The 17,906-nt window shown below is 71.2% G+C and carries 19 protein-coding genes and 1 pseudogene; 9 read left to right on the top strand and 11 right to left on the bottom strand.

Translation table 11 applies throughout. The features are described 5' to 3' along the window. Positions 1 to 228: PUA domain-containing protein (locus AN233_RS18135; protein WP_343123575.1), on the top strand; the 228-nt coding region annotated here is incomplete at its 5' end. 54 nt (positions 229 to 282) lie between these two features. On the opposite strand, the gene rio1 is transcribed toward AN233_RS18135, so the two are convergent. Next, positions 283 to 1,248, bottom strand: coding sequence for a serine/threonine-protein kinase Rio1 (rio1, locus tag AN233_RS13975; RefSeq protein WP_058367389.1), 966 nt, complete (start codon positions 1,246 to 1,248; stop codon positions 283 to 285). A 159-nt stretch (positions 1,249 to 1,407) separates the two neighbouring features. Here rio1 and AN233_RS13970 point away from each other — a divergent pair, with 159 nt between their 5' ends. Next, positions 1,408 to 1,728, top strand: a complete 321-nt coding sequence (locus tag AN233_RS13970; protein ID WP_058367388.1) for a hypothetical protein — start codon at positions 1,408 to 1,410, stop codon at positions 1,726 to 1,728. A 15-nt stretch (positions 1,729 to 1,743) separates the two neighbouring features. Here AN233_RS13970 and eif1A read toward each other — a convergent pair whose 3' ends face one another. Continuing rightward, the gene (eif1A, locus tag AN233_RS13965; protein ID WP_058367387.1) at positions 1,744 to 2,034 is read right to left on the bottom strand and encodes a translation initiation factor eIF-1A; all 291 of its coding nucleotides are present in this window, start codon (positions 2,032 to 2,034) and stop codon (positions 1,744 to 1,746) included. A gap of 171 nt (positions 2,035 to 2,205) precedes the next feature. Here eif1A and AN233_RS13960 point away from each other — a divergent pair, with 171 nt between their 5' ends. Next, complete coding sequence (locus tag AN233_RS13960; protein ID WP_058367386.1) at positions 2,206 to 2,385, top strand: DUF7470 family protein; 180 nt, start codon at positions 2,206 to 2,208, stop codon at positions 2,383 to 2,385. Positions 2,386 to 2,977: 592 nt separating this feature from the next. Here the strand turns inward: AN233_RS13960 and AN233_RS13955 are convergent. From AN233_RS13955 to AN233_RS13945, 3 genes are read right to left on the bottom strand one after another with little or no spacing between them, the layout of a single operon-like run. Then, positions 2,978 to 4,255, bottom strand: a complete 1,278-nt coding sequence (locus AN233_RS13955; RefSeq protein WP_058367385.1) for an AGE family epimerase/isomerase — start codon at positions 4,253 to 4,255, stop codon at positions 2,978 to 2,980. Positions 4,256 to 4,293: 38 nt separating this feature from the next. Next, on the bottom strand, positions 4,294 to 5,055 hold the full coding sequence (locus tag AN233_RS13950; protein WP_058367384.1) for a DUF4013 domain-containing protein: 762 nt from the start codon (positions 5,053 to 5,055) through the stop codon (positions 4,294 to 4,296). Then, positions 5,052 to 5,462, bottom strand: a complete 411-nt coding sequence (locus tag AN233_RS13945; protein ID WP_058367383.1) for an SHOCT domain-containing protein — start codon at positions 5,460 to 5,462, stop codon at positions 5,052 to 5,054. Before AN233_RS13945 ends, AN233_RS13950 begins: the two co-directional genes overlap by 4 nt. Before the next feature lie 128 nt (positions 5,463 to 5,590). Here AN233_RS13945 and rnz point away from each other — a divergent pair, with 128 nt between their 5' ends. After that, a complete protein-coding gene (rnz, locus tag AN233_RS13940) occupies positions 5,591 to 6,526 on the top strand; it encodes a ribonuclease Z (protein ID WP_058367382.1) in 936 nt (311 codons plus the stop codon). Between the two features lie 43 nt (positions 6,527 to 6,569). On the opposite strand, the gene AN233_RS13935 is transcribed toward rnz, so the two are convergent. Beyond that, on the bottom strand, positions 6,570 to 7,799 hold the full coding sequence (locus AN233_RS13935) for a sensor histidine kinase (RefSeq protein WP_058367381.1): 1,230 nt from the start codon (positions 7,797 to 7,799) through the stop codon (positions 6,570 to 6,572). 107 nt (positions 7,800 to 7,906) lie between these two features. Between AN233_RS13935 and AN233_RS13930 the strand changes: the two genes are divergently transcribed. Both AN233_RS13930 and AN233_RS13925 read left to right on the top strand, forming a co-directional pair. Further along, on the top strand, positions 7,907 to 9,946 hold the full coding sequence (locus tag AN233_RS13930; protein WP_058367380.1) for a DUF460 domain-containing protein: 2,040 nt from the start codon (positions 7,907 to 7,909) through the stop codon (positions 9,944 to 9,946). A 312-nt stretch (positions 9,947 to 10,258) separates the two neighbouring features. Continuing rightward, positions 10,259 to 11,254 (top strand): tyrosine--tRNA ligase, encoded by a 996-nt coding sequence (locus tag AN233_RS13925; protein WP_058367379.1) that lies wholly within the window; start codon positions 10,259 to 10,261, stop codon positions 11,252 to 11,254. A 191-nt stretch (positions 11,255 to 11,445) separates the two neighbouring features. Here the strand turns inward: AN233_RS13925 and AN233_RS13920 are convergent, their stop codons facing one another. The 5 genes and pseudogenes from AN233_RS13920 to AN233_RS13905 all read right to left on the bottom strand — a co-directional run bounded on the left by AN233_RS13920 (position 11,446) and on the right by AN233_RS13905 (position 13,849). Further along, positions 11,446 to 12,219, bottom strand: a complete 774-nt coding sequence (locus tag AN233_RS13920; protein ID WP_058367378.1) for a 23S rRNA (uridine(2552)-2'-O)-methyltransferase — start codon at positions 12,217 to 12,219, stop codon at positions 11,446 to 11,448. An 80-nt stretch (positions 12,220 to 12,299) separates the two neighbouring features. Continuing rightward, positions 12,300 to 12,881, bottom strand: coding sequence for a GNAT family N-acetyltransferase (locus AN233_RS13915; protein WP_058367377.1), 582 nt, complete (start codon positions 12,879 to 12,881; stop codon positions 12,300 to 12,302). After that, positions 12,878 to 13,405: a redoxin domain-containing protein gene (locus tag AN233_RS16525; RefSeq protein ID WP_094192430.1), complete on the bottom strand. Its 528-nt coding sequence runs from the start codon at positions 13,403 to 13,405 to the stop codon at positions 12,878 to 12,880. The genes AN233_RS13915 and AN233_RS16525 overlap by 4 nt, the downstream gene beginning before the upstream one ends. After that, positions 13,379 to 13,591, bottom strand: a pseudogene (gene samp2, locus AN233_RS17470) (ubiquitin-like small modifier protein SAMP2); the annotation flags it as partial. The pseudogene samp2 and the gene AN233_RS16525, both read right to left, overlap by 27 nt. 48 nt (positions 13,592 to 13,639) lie before the next feature. Further along, complete coding sequence (locus AN233_RS13905) at positions 13,640 to 13,849, bottom strand: hypothetical protein (protein WP_058367376.1); 210 nt, start codon at positions 13,847 to 13,849, stop codon at positions 13,640 to 13,642. A 144-nt stretch (positions 13,850 to 13,993) separates the two neighbouring features. On the opposite strand from AN233_RS13905, the gene AN233_RS13900 reads away from it, so the two are divergent. From AN233_RS13900 to AN233_RS13890, 3 genes are all read left to right on the top strand, one after another. Beyond that, entirely contained in the window at positions 13,994 to 14,770 is a 777-nt protein-coding gene (locus AN233_RS13900) for an alpha/beta fold hydrolase (protein WP_058367375.1), read from the top strand. A 1,390-nt stretch (positions 14,771 to 16,160) separates the two neighbouring features. Continuing rightward, complete coding sequence (locus tag AN233_RS13895; protein WP_058367374.1) at positions 16,161 to 16,817, top strand: HVO_0476 family zinc finger protein; 657 nt, start codon at positions 16,161 to 16,163, stop codon at positions 16,815 to 16,817. Positions 16,818 to 16,916: 99 nt separating this feature from the next. Continuing rightward, positions 16,917 to 17,906: hemolysin family protein (locus tag AN233_RS13890; protein WP_218055099.1), on the top strand; the 990-nt coding region annotated here is incomplete at its 3' end.

Genomic DNA, 17,906 nt, shown 5'->3' with positions numbered 1-17,906 from the left:
GCGATCTCGTTCGTCTCCGACGGCGCCGACGTGATGCGTCCGGGGATCACGACCGCCGACGAGGGGATCGAGACGGGCGACCTCGTCGCGGTCGCGGAGGAGACGCACGGCAAGGTGCTGGCGATCGGCCGCGCGCTCGTCGACGGCGACGAGATGGCCGGCGACAGCGGGAAGGTCGTCGAGTCGATCCACCACGTCGGCGACGACCTCTTCGAGTTCTCGGTGTAACGGGATCGGTGCTTCGAGGGGCGCCGATCGACGCGAGGCGTCGCCCGCCGACCGCTACTCGTCTTCGCCGTTCACGTCGCCCGGCAAGTCCGACGCGTCGGCCGCCGGCGCCGGCTCGACCGCGGTGACGTACTCCCGGAGGTCGGCGGCCGTCACGTTCAGCCCCTGCCGGCGGAAGAAGGCGGCCACGTTCTCGCAGTCGCGATCGAGGTACTCGGCGGCGTTCGGGTGATGAACCGTCGCCGCCTGTCCGAGGTCGATGATCACCAGTTCGCCGTCGTGGATGATCATGTTGTACTCGGAGAGGTCGCCGTGGATCAGCCCGGCGCGGTAGAGCCGCTGCATGTACTCGCGGACGACCTCGTAGGCGGTTTCGGGGTTCTCGACGGTGACCTCGGAGAGCCGCCGGGCGCGGTCGTCCGCGTGGCCCACGAGTTCCATCACGAGAACGTTTCGCTGGACGGCCAGCGGCTCGGGGACGCGGACGCCCGCCTTTCGGGCGCGCTTGAGGTTGGCGAACTCCTTGCGCGTCCACGCGAGGACGGTCGCCTTCTTGTCGGAGCCGATCCCCTCGAAGCGAGGGTCGCCCTCCAGGTACTCGCGCATCTGCCGGAAGTCGGAGGCGTTGATCCGGTAGATCTTCACCGCCACCTCGCGGTCGCCGCCTCGGCCCTCGCCGCGGTCGTCGGTCGCGGCCGCGTCCTCGGCGGTGTCGGGGTCCGCGCGTCGGCCGCCGAGCGCCTCGAAGACGTGCGCCTCCTTGCCCGTGGAGACGGGGCCGCCGAAGGCGGCGATGTAGCCGTCCTGCACGAGCTTGTACAGCGCCGCCAGCGTCGCGTCGTCGAACACCGCGCCCTCGACCTTGAACTGGTCGGCGTCGGTGATCCGGTCGCGGAACTGCTCGAACTCGCGGTCGCGCTCGCGGGCGATGCGGTCCGCCTCGGTGTCGGAGACGTCGATCCGCTCCCACTCCTCGGCGGGGTCGTCCGCGGGGTCGAGCAGGCCGAACTCGCCACTCATTCGTAAGCCGTTGGCGACGGGGACGTATAAGCCCGGAGGTCACGGGGCGGCCGGCTTCGTTTCCGGACCGAACTGGACCGGACCGGGACCTTCGCCGCCGCGGCTCGCGCCCTCGGCCCGTCGCGGAACCCTTTTCGTCGCTTCGGCGCAATCTCGGGCATGGTCGCGATCGTCCCCGCCGTCGTCGGTGCGCTCGCCGTCGCCGCGCTGACCGCCCTCGTGTATCGGGACGCCGCGAGCGCGGGCATCGCGCGCCCGCGGCTGTGGGGCGGATTCGTTCTCGCCTCGACCGCCGGCGCGCTGGCGCTGTTCCTGTTCGTCCCGAGCGTGCCGCTGCCCGGCGTGCTGGTGCTGGCGTCGCTCGGGCCGGTGCTGTACGCGCTCGAGCGCGACGACGCCAGACACGGCGCGGAGCCGGCGGACCCGACCCGGCTGCCGAGCCAGCAGGCGGACGGCGACGCGGACGAGCGCGAGGAGTGAGCCGACGCGACCGCGCTACCTGATGTGACCTTCCTCGCGGAGCTGGTCGGCCGCGCTCTCCTCGTAGCGGTAGGCCACGTCCGCCTTTTCGTCCTGCCAGTCCCACGGCTCGACGAGGACCACGTCGCCCTCGCGGATCCAGACGCGCTTCTGCATGCGGCCGGGGATGCGCGCGGTGCGCTCGGTGCCGTCCGCACACCGGACCTGCACGCGGTTTGCCCCCAGCATTTCGGTGACCTCGGCGAACACCTCGTCGTCGTCGGGCATCCGGAGGTCGGGCCCGCGCTTGCCGTCGTCGTCGCTCATACGCAGGGGCGGTTACACGTCCGACACGTTAAAAGCGCCGACCGCGGACGGCCGCCGGACTGCGGACGGCCGCCGGACTGCGAACGGCCGCCCGACTGCGTCCCCGCCCCGGCGCGTGTCCCGCGGCCGGAAGCGTCCACCTTTTACCGCCCGGCCCGCGCACATCCGCCCATGCGAAACAAGCTCGGTCTCGAGGGCATCGCCGGCCTCCTGCTCGTCCTGTTCGCGATCGCGCTGGTCACGTGGCGCGACCCCGTCATCGGCGCGGGCCTGATGATCCTGCTCGCGGGCGTCGCGCTCGTCGCGAAAGGGCTCGTCGGCTCCGCGATGCGCGCGTTCGGCATGGCCTGATACGCGTTTGGCGGGGTTCTCGGCTGTCGTCTTCTGGTGATCGGGACGTGGACGTTTTTGCAGGTTCCGTCTCGGTCTCGCTGCGACGCCTTTGCCCGTGGTTCTGAGCCTGCTGATCGGGACAGCGCTGCCCAGAAATCCTCCCATCCGTTTCTCCGTACGGAATTTCTGTCTCTGGTGGTGCTTCCTGCTGATCGGGACAGCACCACCCGGAAAGCCCCAGCAGGCCTTCCCTCATGCGCTTCCGTGCTCATTTCTGGTCCTGCTGCTTGGGACAGCACCACCCAGAAAGCCCCAGCCGGCTCGACCGGCCGCGCCTCGCTGCGCGCTTGCGCCTCTCAGCACTGCCCGGCGCGAGTGCTTACTTCGTCGGGGCCGGATCGAGCCGGCTGCCCCTTTCAGTCCCACCCCGTACAGCACCGCACCGCAGCCTCACACCTCCCCAGCCTCGGCCGCGGGCCCGGCGCGGACCGCACCGCAGCGCGCCGGGCCCGCGACCTCCCTCGCGCGCGTTGCTCGCGCGCGCCGACCGCATCGGTACCGCACCGTATCAGTACCGCAACGGTGTCCACGACCGCTCCGCGGTCGGACCTCACTCCCGGAAGGATCGATAGCTCTCCGCGTACGCGCCGACCGGGTGGTAGTCCGGCTCGACCCCCGGCGGCTCGGGCGGGACCGGCTCGTCCTCGCGCTCCGCCGACTCACCCGGAACGCGCTTCTCGTACCAGAGCCCGGCGGGGCCGCGGAAGCGCTCCGCGGTCGCGAGCAGGCGGCGGTGCCAGTCACGGAACCGGTCGGCCTCGGGGTCGCGACCGCGGCTCCGGGCGCGTTCCGCGAGTGCGGCCGCGGCGCCGAGCGCCTCCGCGACCGCCCAGCCGTAGCGGTCCGGGACCAGCACCTCGCCGTCCCGACCGACCGTGTACGCGAAGCCCGCTCCCGTCCAGCCGAGGTCGACCGCCGCGTCGAACAGCTCCGCCGCGCGCTCGAACCAGTCCGTGGCGGTCATGGCACCCCGAACCGCATCGTCGACGTCCGGAACGGCCGCACCGCGGCGGTCGAGCAGCGCGAGCAGCTTCGCCCACTCGGCGTGGTGACCGGGTTGATACCCCGGCGGCCGGAACTGGTGTCGCGGCGCGTCCGCGTTGTAGCCGAACGCGTGCGCCCAGTCGGCGTCGTAGTGCTCCCACAGCAGCCCGTCCGTCTCGGCCGCCAGCTCCACCGTCAGGCGCGCGGCGACCGTCCGCGCCCGGTCCAGATACCGCGTGTCGCCGGTCGCGCGGTGGGCCGCGAGGTACGCCTCGCAGGCGTGCATGTTGGCGTTCTGTCCCCGGTAGGGCTCGACCTCTCCCCACTCCGCGTCGCGATCGCTCGCGAGCAGGCCGTTCGGTTCGACGAATCGGTCCGTGAGCAGGTCCGCGGCCGCGGCCACGTCCTCGGACGCGACCGGCTCGTCGTCGGGGGCCTCCACTCCGGCGTCGGCCGCCCGCGAGAGCGCGAGGAGGACGAACGCGTGCGCGTACGCCGAGCGCGTGCGGTCGACCGGTTCGCCGTCGGGGGAGACGATCAGGCGGTACCCCGCGTCCGGGTCGTCCGGATCCGCGCGATGCTCCGCCTCCAGAAACCGCACGCCGTGGGCGGCGGCGTCGCCGCACCACGCCGGTCCGTCCAGCAGGGCGCCCGTCGCGAAGTTCGCGATCCCGCGACAGGTGGCGACGAGGTGCCGGTCGGATTCGTACGGTTCGCCGGAGACCGGGTGGAGGAGGCGGTAGCCGCCGGACGCCATCCCGCTCACGGCGAGCGTGTCCGGGTACTGGATCCGGAGCGTCGCGAGCGCTCGTGCGCGCAGCGCCGCCGGGTCGTCGTGTGTCATGCGTCGGCGTTCGACGGAACGCGGCTAAAGCGCGGCGGTCAGCCGTCCGCGCCGTCCGGGTCGGCCGAGGCGCCCGCGTCGGCGGCGTCGACCGCGCGCGTCCCGCCGACTCCGCCGGCTCCGTCGGCCCGCGTCGGCGAGACCCCGGCCCGGCGCCACGCCGCGCCGGCGGCGGCACCGACCCCGGCTGCGGCGACGACCTCGACGTAGAAGCCGACGACGAAGCCGGCGGCGACGGCGTTCAGCGCGTCGTAGGCCGCGGCCGCGAGCCCGAGGCCCGCCCCGCCGACAAGCACCGCGAACAGGTAGCCGCCGTCCCGGGTGGCGACCCCGAGCAGGCGCCGGTCGAGCGCGGCCCGGAGCCGTCGCGTTCGGGCCACCGCGACCAGCGCGGCCGGGAGCGGGTACGCCAGCGCGAGGGCGGTGAACAGCGTCACCGTCGAGCCGACCAGCAGGAGTCCGCCCTCGCCGGTTCCCGAGGGGTCGATCCGCCCGAGGGGACCGCCGAGGGTGACCACCGCGAGGACGGTCGGCACGGCGAGATAGGCCACCGCGGTCGCGGTCAGCCGGACGCCGTCGGCCAGCAGGGGCCCGAGCGGTCGCCACCCGGGTCGCGCCGTCTCCGCGATCCGGTCGTCGTCGCTGGCGACCGCGAGCACGCGGGCGAGGTAGCCGGCTACGGCGACGAACGGGACTAGCGGGATCCACACCGCAAGCAGGTGCAGGCCGCTCCCGACGAGCAGCGCGTCGAGGCGGGGGGAGCCGCGAACGGGAAACGCGAGCAGGGCGCGGAGGCTCATCGGCGGAGCCGCTCGACCTCGCGTCGCGCGTTCTCCCGTATCCGGGTCGCCACGCCCTCGCGGTCGCGCGTCTCCGCGTTCTCGGTCGCGAGGAGCCGGTCCAGCCGGCGTTCGAACTCCTCCTCGTCGATCTCCCCGCGGGCGTACCGCTCGCGGAGCGCGTCGAGCGCGGGGTCGGTCTCGGCGTCGGGGTCCGCGCTCCCGTCCTCGGCATCGGGCAGGGGTTTCGCGAGCGTGTGGAGAACGGGGAGCGCGACGAAGATCCCGAGGAACCAGACCAGCGGCAGCGACCACCAGAGGTCCGTGAGGATGGGGGCGACGACGCCCGCACCGACGACCAACAGCGCGAGGATCCGCCGCCAGCGGCGACGGAGGTTCCCGGCGGCGCGGCGGAGGGGACCGGTCATGCTCGTGCGGACGCCGGCGACTCCCGAAAGCGTTTCGTCGCGGTTCGGGAACGCGTCGTCCCGCCGCCGTCGCGTCGGACGGCGACCGCATCGAAGCGGGTTTCAAACCGGCCCTCCCAGACTGTACCATGTCTCTGCGCGTGACGTTCCTCGGAACCGGCGGCGCCGTCCCGACGACCGAGCGGGCGCCGAGCGCCCTGCTCGTCAATCGGGAAGGGGACCGCCTGCTGTTCGACTGCGGCGAGGGGACGCAGCGCCAGATGATGCGGTTCGGGACGGGCTTCACCGTCGACCACATCTTCGTCTCGCACCTCCACGGGGACCACATCCTCGGTATCCCGGGGCTGGTCCAGACGCTCGACTTCACCGAGCGGACCGACCCCCTCGCGATCCACTGTCCGCCCAACTGCAAGCGGGACCTCGAGGACCTCGTCCACGCGGGCGGCCACCAGCCGAGCTTCCCTGTCCGCATCAACGAGGTGACCCCGGGATCGGTCGCGCTCCGGACCGAGGAGTACGCGGTCCGCACGTTCGAGACGGAACACCGAACGCGGTCACAGGGGTACGCGCTCGTCGAGGACGCGCGACCGGGGCGGTTCGACCGTTCGACTGCGGAGGAGTTGGGTGTCCCGGCCGGCCCGATGTTCGGTCGCCTTCACGCCGGCGAGACCGTCGAGCTGGAGGACGGCACCGTCGTCCGCCCCGAGCAGGTGGTCGGCGACCCCCGCCCCGGCCGCAAACTGGTCTACACCGCCGACACGCGCCCGATCGACCGGACCGTCGAGGCGGCCGAGAACGCGGACCTGCTGGTTCACGACGCCACATTCGCCGAGGAGATGGCCGAGCGCGCGCGATCGACCGCCCACTCCACCGGTCGCGAGGCCGGGGAGATCGCGGCCCGCGCCGGCGCCCGTCGACTGGCGCTCACTCACATCTCCTCGCGGTACGCGGGCGACGCGAGCCCGATCGCTGCGGAGGCTCGGGCCGTCTTCGACGGCGAGTGCTTCGTTCCGGACGACGGACGGAAACTGGAGGTCCCCTTCCCGGACGCCGACGAGTCGTAGCGCGGTCACCGCAGCGGTCATCCGGCGCGGCTCTTCGGCGGGATCAGACAGCGCCGTCGTCGGTCCCGACCTCGCTCTCCGACTCGTCCTCGTGTTCGGTCCCGTTTTCGTCCGCGGTTCCGTCGGTCCGAAGGCTCTCGATGCCGTGAAACTCGAACCGGGCGCCGCCGCCTTCGCTCTCGTCGATACGGAGCGTCCAGCCGTGTGCATCCGCGACACCCTTGACGATCCCGAGCCCGAACCCGGTCCCTTCCTCGTTCGTCGTGTAGCCCGGTTCGAGCACGTCCGACCGGTCCGCCGGCGGTATCCCGACTCCGTCGTCCTCCACGTAGAATCCGGTCCGGTCGGGCAGTACGCCCACCCGGATCGTGAGGTCGGTCGGAGCGCGACCCTCGCCGGTGCCGTGTTCGACCGCGTTCCGAAACAGGTTCTCGAACAGCTGGCGCAGGCGCTCGGGGTCGCCCGTCAGCGTCGCGTCCCCTTCGAGGACGAGGTCGGCACCGCCGGTGTCGACTGTGCGCCAGCACGGCTCGACGACCGACGCCAGCGAGAGTTCCTCGGTCTCGCCGAGGGTCTCGCCCTGTCGAGCCAGCGTCAGCAGACCGTCGATGAGCCGGTGCATGCGCTCGACGGCCTCCTCGCAGCGGTCGAAGTGCTCGGGGCCGTTCGTCTCGCGAGCGAGTTCGAGGTACCCCTCCAACACCGAGAGGGGGTTCCTGAGGTCGTGGGAGACGACGTCCGCGAACTCCTCGAGGCGGTCGTTCTGACGCTCCAGTCTGTGCACGTGCTCGCGGATCTCCGCCTCGCGCTCGAGACGGTCCAGCGCGGACGAGCAGTGGGCGACCAGCAGCTCGCCGAGCTCGAGGTCGCTCTCGTCGAAGCCGTGCGTCTCCTCCGATACCGCCTGGAACACGCCGTAGTCGCCGATGGGTATCGTCAGTGCCGAGCCGTAGGGGCCCTGCGGGTTCGCGTCCGGCTCCTCGTCGATGTCGTCGACGACATCGGCCTCGCCGGACCGGTAGACGCGGCCGACGATCCCCTCCTCGACCGACATCGGCGTCGCGCCGTCCGGCGGTACGCCCGAGGAAACGGCGGCGATGGGGAGCCGGCCGTCCTCCTCGAGGTTGATCACGCAGAGGTCGAAATCGAGGATCCGCTCGGCGGCGGCGACCGTCCGCTCGCACACCTCCTCGGGCGTCTCACAGTCCTTCAGCTCCGTGGCCACGGTGTTGAGCGCCTTCAGCGCGTGCGGTCGGTCGGCGGCTGCTGTCACGGGTCGGCCCGACGTTGCGCGGCATCACATAAATGTGTACGCGTTGGACCGCCGGATCGACCGCGTGCGGCGTGGAGTATTTACACGCGAGCGGCCTACTTCCGGCCGTGACAGCCCGGACGATCCGCGCGCTCGACGCGCCGGTGTTCGGCGTCGACGTGCAGAGCGGCGACGTGCGCGGCGACGCCCCCTCCTACGCGCTCGTCGTGCTCACGTCGGCGGACGACGACCCGGACGCGCCGGACGCGGACGGCCCGATGGCCCGCGTCGAGCGCGACGTGGTCTCGCTCCGCAAGCTTCGACGCCTCATCGAGGAGCGCGAGCCCTCTCGCGTCGCCACCGACAACGCCTACGAGCTGGCCGCCGACAAGAACGACCTCGTCGGCCTGCTTCGCTCGCTCCCCGACGGCACGCGGCTGGTGCAGGTGACCGGCGCGGAGCGGCCCGAACCCCTCTCGCGAGTTGCGTCCAGACACGGCATTCCGTACGGGAAGGACCCGATGGAGGAGGCGGAGGCGGCCGCCCGGCTCGCGGCCGCCAACGTCGGCCACGTCGTCTCCGCGTTCACCGACGAGACGACGGTGAAGGTCTCGCGCGGGCGATCGACCGGCAAGGGCGGCTGGAGCCAGGACCGCTACACGCGTCGGATCCACGGTAACGTCAAGAAGCGGAGCCGGCAGGTCGAGTCCGAGCTCAAGGACGCGAATCTCGAGTACGAGCGGGAGATAACGAAGAAGTACGGCGGCTACTCCAACGCGGTCTTCACCGTTCAGGCGCGGCCCGAGGACATCCCCGTCTCGAACTCCCGGGCGGGAGACGTGCGCGTGGAGGTCGAGCGCCAGCGCCGCGACGGCATCACCTACGAGCCCATCGTTCAGCGACGCGACCGCGTCATCGTGGGGATCGACCCCGGAACCACGACCGCGGTCGCGGTCGTCGGCCTCGACGGCACGGTCCACGACCTCTACTCCTCGCGGACCGCGGACACCGCCGAGGTGACCGAGTGGGTGATCGAGCGCGGGCGCCCGGTCATCGTCGCCGCGGACGTGGAGCACATGCCCGAGACCGTCGAAAAGTTCCGTCGGTCGTTCGACGCCGCGGGATGGACGCCCGACTCGGACATCCCCGTGGACGAGAAGCTCCACCGCACGCGAGAGGTGACCTACGAGAACGACCACGAGCGGGACGCGCTCGCGGCCGCGCTGTACGCGGTCGACGACCACGCCGACCAGTTCGAGCGTATCACGCGGAAGACGCCCGCCCGCGTCGACCGCGAGGAGGTGATCGCTCGCGTCGTCGCCGGCGGATCCTCGGTCGAGGCGGTGCTCGCGGACCTGACCGACGACGGCGGGGACGGGAGCGACGGCGACGGGGAGGACGGCGACGGCGGCGGGGAGACCGATCCGACGGCCCCGGACCGCACTCCCGAGGAGGAGGAAATACGGCGACTTCGACGGCGCGTCGACCGATTGGAGGACCACGCGGCGGACCTCGAGACCGAGGTCGGGAAGAAGGACGACCGGATCGCGGAGCTGGAGGAGGAGCTCTCCGAGGCCAAACGCGAGGAGCGGATCGAGGCCCGGGAGCGCCGCACCGTTTCCCGGATCCAGCGCGAGAACGACCGGCTGGAGCGCGAGCGCGAGGCGGCCGCGGAGCGCGCCGAGAAGTTGGCGGACAAGCTCGACCGACTGAAGGAGCTGTGGAAGCTCGACCACTCGAACTTCACTGACGTGGCCGAGGGCCGAGATCTGGTCTCGGTCAAGCCGATCACCCAGTTCACGCTCGACGCGATCGAGGCGGCGGACGAGGAGTACGGGCTGGCCGCCGGCGACGTGGTGTACCTCAGGGACGCCTCCGGCGCGGGTCGCTCCACCGCGGAGCGGCTCGCGGAGACGGATCCGCGGCTGGTACTCCGGGAGGGAACGATCCCCGCCGTGGCCGAGGAAACCCTCTTCGAGGCGGGGGTCCCCGTCGCGCCGGCCGCCGCCGTCGAGATCCGCGAGATCGACGAGCTGGCGGTCGCCAGCGAGCGCGACGTTCGCGAGGCGATCGCCGACTGGCGCGAGCGTGCGGAGTCGTGGCACAAGGAGCGGACCGAGGACGCCATCGACCGTATCATCTCCGAGCACCGGGCGGACCGCGACTGAGCTGCGGAATTTCGGCGCTCGTTCCGCCGTCAATCCAGGTGGCCGCCGATCGGAGTTCTTCCATTGGCAAGAAAATTTATCACGATAGAAACGGAGTAATAATCGAGGGAGCGACGGCCGGCTGCACCCCCGGTCGTTCCGCTCCCCGCGGGCGCGCGCCGCCCATCCGGCGGTCGCGCGACCCTACCTCCGGGGCGCCGCGACCCCCACCTTCGGGCGCCCCTCGTTCGTCGGCCCGCTCCCCACCCGGGCCGCGCGAACGGTTTCCACCGTTCCAGAAGTCATATCCCACCCCTGCCCACAGTGAGGTGTATGGAAGCCTACGAGTTGATCACCCGGAACGCGGCCGAGGTGGTCACCGAAGAGGAGATCGAGGCGCTGGCCGACGACCCCGACGGGAAGCGGGCGTACGTCGGCTACGAGCCCTCGGGCGTCCTCCACATCGGGCACATGCTGACCGCGAACAAGCTGATCGACCTCCAGGAGGCGGGCTTCGAGGTCACGGTGCTTCTGGCGGACGTGCACGCCTACCTCAACGACAAGGGGTCGTTCGCGGAGATCCGCCGAACTGCCGAGCGCATGCGCGACCAGTTCATCGCCTACGGGCTCGACGAAGAGCGCACGCAGTTCGTGCTCGGCTCGGACTTCCAGCTCGACGACGACTACACGCTCGACCTGCACGCGCTGGAGCTGGAGACGACGCTCGCCCGTGCCGAGCGCGCGATGGCGGAGATCAAGTCCGGCGACTCGGTGAAGGTCTCGCAGGCGGTGTACCCCCTGATGCAGGCGCTGGACATCCCCTACCTCGGTGTCGACCTCGCGGTCGGCGGCATGGAGCAGCGCAAGGTCCACATGCTCGCGCGCGACGTGCTCCCGAGCATCGACCGCGCGCCGCCGACGAGCCTCCACACGCCGCTCATCGCCGACCTCGCCTCCGGCGAGGGGAAGATGTCCTCCTCCACCGGGGTCACCATCTCCATGGAGGACTCCCGCGAGGACATCGAGACGAAGGTGAACAAGGCGTACTGCCCGCCGACCGCGGACCCCGACGCGACCGACGAGGGCGTCGACCGTGAGAACCCCGTCCTCCAGATCTTCGAGTACCACGTCTTCCCGCGCTTCGACGCGGTCGTCGTCGAGCGCCCCGACGAGTACGGCGGTGACCTGGAGTACGACGCCTACGACGCGCTCGAGGCGGACCTGGAGTCCGGCGAGCTTCACCCCGCGGACGCGAAGGGCGCGCTCGCGGAGTACCTCGATCGCCTGATCGCGCCCGGCCGGAAGCAGCTGGAAGAAGAGCAGCCGTAAGCGGTCTCGCGACCGTTCGCGGTCGGTTTTCGGTTCGCCATCGGTTCTTCGCATGTCGGTTTTGAGCGTTCGAGGCTCCGCCGTGCTCGTCGTGCAGAGTCGGAACGCCCGCACTCGGCCGAAACGCCCGCGGTCACCCGGAACACCCGCGATCGGCCGGAGCGCCCGCAACCGCCGCGAACAACCCCGACTTATCCGTCTACGCGGTCGGCGAAGCCGAACTTCGGCTTGATGTCGTCGACGACGACCTCGACGATGTCGCCGGCCTCGGTGCCGGGGACGAACAGGGTGTACCCTTCCACCTTCGCGATGCCGTCGCCCTCGCTGCCGACGCTCTCTATCTCGACCTCGATCCGGTCGCCCTCCTCGACGGGCGCGGTGATCTGACCCTTGCCGACGAGGAACACCTCGGAGGAGGAGTCGCGGGAAGCCTCGGGGGAGACGGTACGGACGTACTCGAACGCCTCGCCGACCTCCTCGCGGAAGTCGTCGAGGTCGCGGCCCTGGAACACCTTCACGACGAAGTCGCCGCCGGGCGCGAGGACCTCGCGAGCGGTCTCGAACGCCTGCCGTGCGAGGTGGACCGAGCGGGCGTGGTCGAGGTCGTACTGACCGGTCATGTTCGGTGCCATGTCCGAGACGACCGCGTCGGCCTGTCGGCCGTCCATGCGGTCGCGAAGCTTCTCTCGCGTCTTCTCCTCGGTCATGTCGCCGCGGAGGGTCTCGACCGCCTCGGACTCCAACTCGTCGATGCGCTGGAGGTCGACGCCGATCACGGTGCCGCCCTCGCCGACTTCCTCCGCCGCGACCTGCAGCCAGCCACCGGGGGCCGCGCCGAGGTCGACCACGGTGTCGCCGCGGTCGAACAGGTCCGCCGTCTCGTCGATCTGCTTGAGCTTGTAGGCGGACCGGGCGCGGTATCCCTGCTGTTTGGCCCGGTTGTAATAGTCGTCCTTGCGAGTCATTTTCCCGTGTTTGGCGGCCGCGGCGTTTATGAGCGTCGCTCGGAGCGGCCGTGTGCGGGGGCGTGACGCGGCGGCGCGGGCTATCCCGACCCCGAGTCCCGACGCTCGTCCCCGTGAGCCGGCAGGCGGCGAACGCCGCGGAGGCGGTTGGCGTCGGCCACGGTCCCATCCTCCGACTCGGCACCCCGATCAGTCTCCGGAGTCACAGAGAAGCCCAGATCCGCGTAGAACTCCCGAAGCGAAGCGTCGAACTCGGCGATGAGCCGTTCGTGACCGGACGCGGCGGCGTCCGCGAGCGCCCGCGCGACGAGCGCAGTGCCGATGCCGCGGCCGCGCCGAGAGAGCCGGACGGCGACCGCGTCGAGGTGTGCGGCGCCGGTCGCGGTACCCGCGTCGGTCACGCCTTCCGCCGCGGTGACGACCAGCGCGCCAGCGACCGCGGGGTCGCGGTCGCCGCCCCGCTCCGCGAGCGCGACGAGCGCGGTGCCGTTCTCGAGCGCGGCCGCGAGGGCCTCGTCTGCCACCTCCAGCATCGCGCCGTCGAGCACGCGGCGCACGTCGAGTTCGTCGGCGGGCGCCGCGGTCCGTATCAGCACGCCGGCCGGCGGTTCCGGATCCGGAAGGGCGGGCGCGTCCGCGGGGCCGCCCGAGCCGCCGGTCACGCGAACTTCCGGAGCTCGTCGAGCAGGTCGTCCACGTCGGGCCGGTCGACCGGCGTGTCGCCGGCGTGACCCCACAGCAGTTCGGGCTCGCGCCGGAGGTCGACGAGCGCGGCAAGCGGCATCCGCCCGAGCAGGTCGAACCACCGACCGAGCGGGCCGAACTTCACCGGCTGGCCGTATCGGGTCGCCAGCTCGCTGTCCGGGTCCGCGACGATCGGGTAGGGCGCGTCGTGGTACACCACCCACTCGGCCGCCTTCTCGCGCGGTTCGGGAAGCACCGAGACGACCTCCGCGTTCAGCTCGGCGAACTCCTCGTAGCGGTCACAGACCGCCTCGACCTGCTCGCGGCAGTTGCCGCAGAGGAAATCGCGGTGAAACAGCAGTACCGCCACGTCCGCGTCCAAGTCTGTCAGGGAGAGCGGGTCGGGACCGGGGCCAGGATTCGGCAGCGAGAAATCGAGATCGTTGGGGTCGGTCGAGGGCTGGTCCCCGGCGGACGCGGCGTCCTCCGCCCCGCCCTTGATCAGCCGGAGGAGGGTGACGCGCTCGGCCTCGACCGGGCTGTCCTCGGGGACGGGCGAGCCGTCGACGAGGACGGACGCCTCCTGCGGGCTGTATCCGGCCTCGCGGATCACGTCGCCGTAGGTGGCGTCGTCCGCGAGCGCGAGGTCGCGGTCCCCTGCACCGACGACCTCCACGGTCACGTTCATACGCGTGACTGGGGCGGCGCGCCGTTTAAGCGGTCTGGTGGCGCGTGGCTACCGCTTCTCCAGGGTCCCCTCACAGGTGGGACAGCGTTCGTGGGGCGTGCCCGCGAGCTCGATGGTCCGGCGCTTGAAACACTCCGAACAGAGCAGCGCCCCGCACCGGGTACACTCGTAGCCGTCCCGCCCAGCCAGCCCGATCTTCGCGAGAAGCCCCTCGCTTTTCGGCTCCATCTCCGTGTCACAGCGCACGCACCGTGGCATCGATCGATCGCCGACACGAACGCACGTCGAAAGAGTGTGTCGGTCGTCACCACGGTGTCGGTCCCCGGGCCGTGCTCACGAGCGCGGTCACGCCCTGCGCTCGGTCACCCGAACGCGTAAACCGTCCGCGAGCGAACCGCGGCCGTGGCCTACGCAACGAACGACGGCGCGCGGATCCGGTACGAGACGGACGGCGACGGCCCGGCGGTCGTCCTCTGTGGCGACGCCGGGCTCGGCGCGTGGCAGTTCGGGTGGCAGCACGGCGCGGTCGCGGGACCGTACACCACGGTCACGATCGAACCCCGCGGGGTCGGCGAGTCGGACCCCCCGGAGGGGCCTCTCGACGCGGCGACGTTCGCGGCGGACGTGGACGCCGTGCTGGCCGAGGCGGGGATCCGCAAGGCGCACCTCGTCGGCTACGGGCTCGGGGGGATGGTCGCGCAGGCGTACGCGCTCGCCTCCTCGCGGCCGCGGAGCCTCTTCCTGATCGGGACGGCCGCGACCGGCGACGCCTACGACCCGGCGGCGGTCTGGGCGGACCCGAACGATCCGGCCGCGGTCCGCGCCTCGCTGGAGGCCGCTTTCTCCCCCGGTTTCCGCGAGCGTCACCCCGACGTGCTCGACCGGATCGCGGACTGGCGGATCGCGGAGGACGCCGACCCGGAGACGTTCGCGGCCCACCGCGCGGCCGTAGAGGCGTTCGATGTCGGCGACCGCCTCCACGAGCTGACGACGCCCGCGCTCGTGGTCCACGGCGACGCCGACGACGCCTGCCCGCCCCACTACGGCGAGACGCTCGCGGAGGGCCTGCCGCGCGGGGAGTTCCGGTCGGTCGCGGCCGGCCACCTCGCGGGGGTCGAAGCCTCCGCGGCCGTCAACGACGAGCTCCGCGGCTGGCTGGACGCACGGACCGAGGAATAGGCGAGAGACGCAGCTCGTTCTGGTGGCGACTTTGCTGCTCTGGACAGCGACACCTCGAAAGCCCCAGCCGGCTCGACCCGCCGGGTTCCGGCAGACGGTCCGGGCGTTCCGTTGTGTCTCTCCGCACCGCCCGACGGACGGGTCCGGGCTGCGACTTGCTGACTCTCGCTCGGCAGGCTCGCGAGAGCGTCGTCCGGGCGGGACCGAGCAGGCTGCCCCTTTCAGTCCCACCCACCGCAACCGCCCCGCAGCCTCACGCCTCCCCAACCTCGGCCGCAGGCGGGGCGCGGAAACCGCAACGCAGCGCGGGACAAACCGCGTCCCGCTGGCCTCCGGCGTGCAGTGGCGCGCCGGAAATCTCCGATTTCCGAGCCGCCGTTCGCTCCGCACCGCGCTCACGGCGACGCCGGAGACACCGCATCGCGCCCCGCCCGCGACCTCCACCGAAAATCGGAGATTTTCGAGCAGCCGGCGTGCAGTCGCGCGCCGGAAATCGGAGATTTCCGAGCCGCCGTTCGCTCCGCACCGCGCTCACGGCGACGCCGGCGACCTCGCGCGCGTTTCTCGCGCGCCGACCGCACCGCTCCGCACCGCGACCGCACGTCAGATGAACGTTTTTCGCGGATGCGGCGGAACTCCTGCCGTGAGTGCAGCCTGATCGAGCCGACCACGACGCATCGGCCCGCCGGCTGTCCAACGTCCGGCGCGCGCGAGGAACGCGCGCGAGGGAAGCCCGACCGCGGCCGGAGCACCGCGGAGGCCGCGGGCGGCTGAGGCTGGGGAGGCGTGAGGCCCCGCTTGACTCGACAGCCGAACCAGAGACTCACCGAGCAACCGGCCTCGACGATAAACTCCACAAACCGGGTCCTGGCGGATTGAAAGGGCGAGGCCGGTCGCGGGCGCTCAGACGACCCCTATCGGCGCGGGTGTTGCGGAGAGCGCCGATATGTCGCTGAGCGCCCGCGAGCGGTCGAGGGCTTTCTGGCTGTTGGCAACAAGCATAGCAGAACGCTTGATCACTCAAAAATCAGCGTATCGCGAGCGGTCGAGGGCTTTCTGGCTGTTGACAACAAGCACAGCAGAACGCTTGATCACTCAAAAATCAGCGTATCGTGAGCGGTCGAGGGCTTTCTGGCTGTTGACAACAAGCATAGCAGAACGCTTGATCACTCAAAAATCAGCGTATCGTGAGCGGTCGAGGGCTTTCTGGGTGTTGGCGGCAGCAAGCGCAGCAGGACGCTTGATCACTCAAAACCCGGCGTACCGCGAACATTCACCTAACTGCGTTCACTCAGAACCACGCACTCACCGATCCACCTCCCAAGCCACTCCGTACCGCACGCAGATGGACAAACGCGGCTTTTTACGCCCGCGTCGGCTACGCCCGCCAATGAGCGATCACGAATCCGGCGACCGTGTCGGTCTCGCCTGTCCCTCCTGTTCGGACGGCGCCGAGACGGTCCACGAGGTGCTGAAGCCCGGCGGGCAGGCGACCGTCCGCTGCACGGAGTGCGACCACACCCACAAGGCCGAGATCCCCGAGGAGGAGACCGAGGAGCTGAAGGTCGTCGTCTCGCAGGACGGCGAGTCGTTCACCACCCGGATGGAGGTCCCGGCGGACACCTACGCCGAGGAGGGCGAGGAGTTCGTCGTCGACTCGCCGGACGCGCTGATGCAGGTGCGGATCACCGGCATCGAGACCGCGCCCGAGACGCGCGTCGAGGAGGCCGACGTCGAGGAGATCGAGACGCTGTGGACGCGCGCGGTCGACAACGTGACGGTGAAGGTGTCGATGCACCCGAACGACGGCAACCGCGACCACACGGAGTCGTTCTCGATCAGCGTCCCCGGCGACTACGAGTTCACCGTCGGCGAGGTCGCGGAGTTCGGCGACCGGAAGTTCGCGGTCGAGGGGGTCCAGATCCGCGAGAACGCGCCGACCTACCGCTTCGACAAGCTCGACCACGACGGCGACATGGCGTACGCGAAGGACGTGAAGCGGGTGTACGCGCGCGACGAGACGTCGACCGCGTGGTCGGCGTGGTAGGCGCGGGAGCCGCGGGAGCCGCGCACGACCCGGCCGGACGGCCCGCCCCGTCCGCCCCGCTCCCGCAGCTATAACCCGCCGCCGGCGAAAGCGGAGCGCATGGTCACGGAATCGCTCGCGGTCGCGGCCGCCGTCATCGCGGGGCTGCTCTGTCTGAGCGCCTTCTTCTCCGCCAGCGAGATCGCGATCTTCTCGCTGGACAGACATCGCGCCGCCGCGGCGTCGGAGGGCGACCCGCGTGCGGCCGCGCTGGCGCGGCTGCGCGAGGACCCGCACCGCCTGCTGGTGACGATCCTCGTCGGGAACAACCTCGTCAACATCTCGATGGCGAGCCTCGCGACCGCGACGCTCGCGGTCGTCTACGGGCCGGGCGCGGGCGTCACGATCGCCACCGCGGTGATGTCCGTACTCATCCTCGTCTTCGGCGAGATCGCGCCCAAGTCCTACGGCGTCGCGAACGCGGACCGGCTGGCGCTGCGCGTCGCCCGCCCCATCGTCGCGCTCCAGTACCTGCTGTACCCCATCGTAATCGTCTTCGAGACGGTCGTCGACGTGATCAACCGGTTCGCCGGCTCCGAGCCCGCGGACGCTCCCGAACTGACGCGCGCGGAGCTGACCAGACTCGTCGCGACCGGCGAGCGCGTCGGCGCCATCGACCGGCGCGAGCGCGAGATGGTCGAGGGGATCTTCGGGCTCGGCGAGACGACCGTCCGCGAGGTGATGGTCCCTCGGCAGGACGTCGTCTCGGTTGACGCTGAGACGCCCCTCGCGGAGATCGTCGGCGTCTGTGCCGAGGCGCGCGTCTCACGCGTGCCCGTCTACCGGGGCGAACTCGACGACACGGTCGGGGTCGTGGACATCCGGGACGCCGAGCGCGCGCTCCGGGAGGGCCTCAGCCTCGAGGACGTGCTCCAGCAGACGCTCGCCGTCCCGGACTCCCGGCGCGTGGACGCCCTGCTGGCGGAGATGCAGGCGGAGCGACTCTCGCTGGTCACCGTCGTCGACGAGTACGGCGAGGTCGAGGGGATCGTCACCGTCGAGGACATCGTCGAGGAGATCGTCGGCGACGTCTTCGAGATCGGCGAGGAG

The organism is Haloparvum sedimenti, from assembly GCF_001462205.1.
GTDB lineage: Archaea > Halobacteriota > Halobacteria > Halobacteriales > Haloferacaceae > Haloparvum > Haloparvum sedimenti.
This window is presented reverse-complemented; position numbering and strand designations above follow the sequence as displayed.